We start from the raw sequence: 2951 nt of genomic DNA, 5'->3' as shown, positions 1-2951 counted from the left end.
GGTGTCATTGCGGCCGACACCGGCCGCTGCTGGTGGGGTTACGATGCCCCGGGACCGGCCTTCGCCGATCTTGCGGCGACCATACTTGGGAAAGAAGCGCTTTGGAAGCGGGCAGGGCTCCCGGGCCAAGTCGAAATGCCACGCCCCCTTGCCGGGTCTGGCGAAGTCGCAATACACTGTCCGTCATGAGGGGGAAGCAGGATGACCGTGTCCCATACCCGCCGGCGATGTTGATAACAGAGGCCGCCGCGTCTGGTATTACGTGAACGTAAACGTTATACCTTGATTTCTTTCTGGGAGGAAACAGTTGGCCAAGACCACCAAGGAGCCCTTCAAGGGCAAGGCAGCGACGGGTAAGACGGCGGCGGCAAAGAGCGCCGCCAAGTCGAGCGCCGCCAAGACGAACGTTACCAAGACGAGCACCACCAAAACCGCCGCCGCCACGAAGGCGACGACGAAGGCGGCGGCATCGACAAGTGCCGGCAAGACGGCGACCGCTGCCAGCAAGAAGCCGGGGCCGGCGGCCAAAAGCGCCGGGCCATCGGCCGCAAGGACAACCCCCAGGAGCGCCGGCAAGACGGCCGCTGCCAGAACGAGCAGCGCCAAAAAGGCGGCAAAGCCGGCCGGCGCCGGCAAGAAGCCAGGGCCGGCGGCCAAAAGCGCCGGGACATCGGCGGCAAGGACAACGACGAAGACTGCCGGCAAGGCGGCCAGCGGCAAGCCGGCAACAAGGAAAAGCGCTGCCGGTTCGGCGAACGGGCGCGTGCCGATGACGGCCAAGCCATGGCTCGGCCACTATCCCGACAGCATTCCCGCCGAGATCGGTCCCTTCACGCACAATTCGCTGGCCGACCTCCTGGTCGAAGCCTGCCACGCCTATGCCGACCGCCCTGCCTTCACCAGCATGGGCAAGTCGCTCCGCTATAGCGAGCTCGACACGCTGTCGACGCGCTTTGCCGCCTACCTGCAATCGCTCGGCCTGAAGAAAGGCGCGCGCGTGGCGCTGATGATGCCCAATGTCCTGCAATACCCGGTCGCCATGATGGCGGTGCTGCGGGCCGGCTATGTGGTGGTCAACGTCAATCCGCTCTACACGCCGCGCGAGCTGGAACATCAATTGACGGATGCCGGCGCAGAGGCGATCGTCATCCTGGAGAATTTCGCCCATACGCTGCAGGCGGTCGCCGGCAAGACGCCGGTCAAGCACGTCGTCGTCGCCTCCATGGGCGACCTCTTGGGCCTCAAGGGCTTCATCGTCAATTTCGTCGTGCGGCGGGTGAAGAAGCTGGTGCCTTCCTGGTCGCTGCCGGGCCATGTCGCGTTCAACGACGCGCTGAAGACGGGAGCCGCGCGCGGCTTCACGGCGGTCGAGACCGGCCTGTCGGACAACGCCTTCCTGCAATACACGGGCGGCACGACCGGCGTTTCCAAGGGGGCGACGCTGACGCACAGCAATGTGCTGGCCAACGTCGTCCAGAACGAGTTCTGGTTCCGCAGCGCCTATATCGACCGGCCGAAGCCGGAGGCGCCTACCCTGATCTGCGCCCTGCCGCTGTATCACATTTACGCGCTGACGGTGAACGCGCTGATGGGCACGAAGCTCGGCGGCAACAACGTGCTGATCCCCAATCCGCGCGACATCCCGGCGTTCGTCAAGGAGTTGGGGAACCACCAGTTCCACATCTTCCCGGGTCTCAACACGCTGTTCAACGCGCTGCTCAACAATGAGGATTTCCAGAAACTCGACTTCAAGAGCCTGATGGTCACCTTCGGCGGCGGCATGGCCGTGCAGCGCGTCGTGGCCGAGCGCTGGCAGAAGCTGACCGGCTGCGTCATCTCGCAGGGCTACGGCCTGTCGGAAACCTCGCCCGTGGCGACGGTCAACCGCTTCGACGAGAAGGCGTTCACCGGCACGATCGGCCTGCCGATCTCCTCCACCGAAGTGACGATCCGCGACGACAAGGGCAAGGACCTGCCCTTCGGCCAGGTGGGCGAAATCTGCATCCGCGGACCGCAGGTCATGGCCGGTTACTGGAACCGTCCCGACGAGACGGCCAAGGTCATGACCAGGGACGGTTACTTCAAGTCCGGCGACATGGGCACGATGGCCGAAACCGGCCAGGTGACGATCGTCGACCGCAAGAAGGACATGATCGTCGTCTCCGGCTTCAAGGTCTTCCCCAACGAGGTGGAGGATGTGATCGCCGCCCATCCCGGCATTCTCGAAGCCGCCATCATCGGCGTCGAGGACGAACATTCGGGCGAGGTGCCGAAGCTGTTCGTCGTCAAGAAGGACGCGGCGCTGACCGAGGCCGACATCAAGCAATACTGCAAGGAAAACCTGACGGGCTACAAGCGGCCCAAATACATCGAGTTCCGCGACGAATTGCCGAAGTCGAATGTCGGCAAGATCCTGCGCAAGGATTTGCGCTGAGGCGCTTCTTCACTCACCCCCCTCTGGCCTGCCGGCAATCTCCCCCTCAAGGGGGGAGATCAGTCTTCACGGGGCTTACCACCAGTTCTGCAACAGCCGTGATTAAATGCCGTCATCCCTGATGGCCAATCTCCCCCCTTGAGGGGGAGATGGCCGGCAGGCCAGAGGGGGGTGAGTGAAGGGGCGCGGCTTCACCAGCTGTCATGCACCCTTAACCCTCATGCACCCTCCCGCAGCGCCCTGATCCGCCGCACCATGCCGGCGGTCGCGGCATCGCGGCCTGCAGCGCCGGCCCAGCGCGAACGGGTCGAGCCCCGGCAGGTGGCCGTCTAGGGGCGGACAGGCGCGCGGCTGGCGGGGATAAAGCCGCGTCTTTGCAGGGGCCAAGCCTAGAGCATTTGAGCTGCCAGGTGGAATCATCTGACGCCCGCATAAATGCGGAGAAAATGCTCTATCTCTTTGTTTTTCCGCAATTCCGGACGGAAAATCGGTTCCCACTTTTCCTGGAATTGCTCTA

Annotated in this window: 1 protein-coding gene; it reads left to right on the top strand. The window is 63.8% G+C overall.

Features of this window, described 5'->3' with window-relative positions; all coding sequences use genetic code 11:
* Window positions 1–307: 307 nt before the first annotated feature.
* Window positions 308–2434 carry a long-chain-fatty-acid--CoA ligase gene (locus tag AB843_RS24500; protein ID WP_048649548.1) on the top strand — a complete coding sequence of 709 codons (2127 nt, stop codon included), beginning with the start codon at window positions 308–310 and terminating at the stop codon, window positions 2432–2434.
* Window positions 2435–2951: the final 517 nt, after the last annotated feature.

The organism is Nitratireductor soli, assembly GCF_001050155.1.
In the GTDB taxonomy this organism is placed as follows: Bacteria; Pseudomonadota; Alphaproteobacteria; order Rhizobiales; family Rhizobiaceae; genus Nitratireductor; species Nitratireductor soli.
Note: the sequence above shows the minus strand (reverse complement) of the source record. Positions and strands in the feature narration are given on the sequence as shown.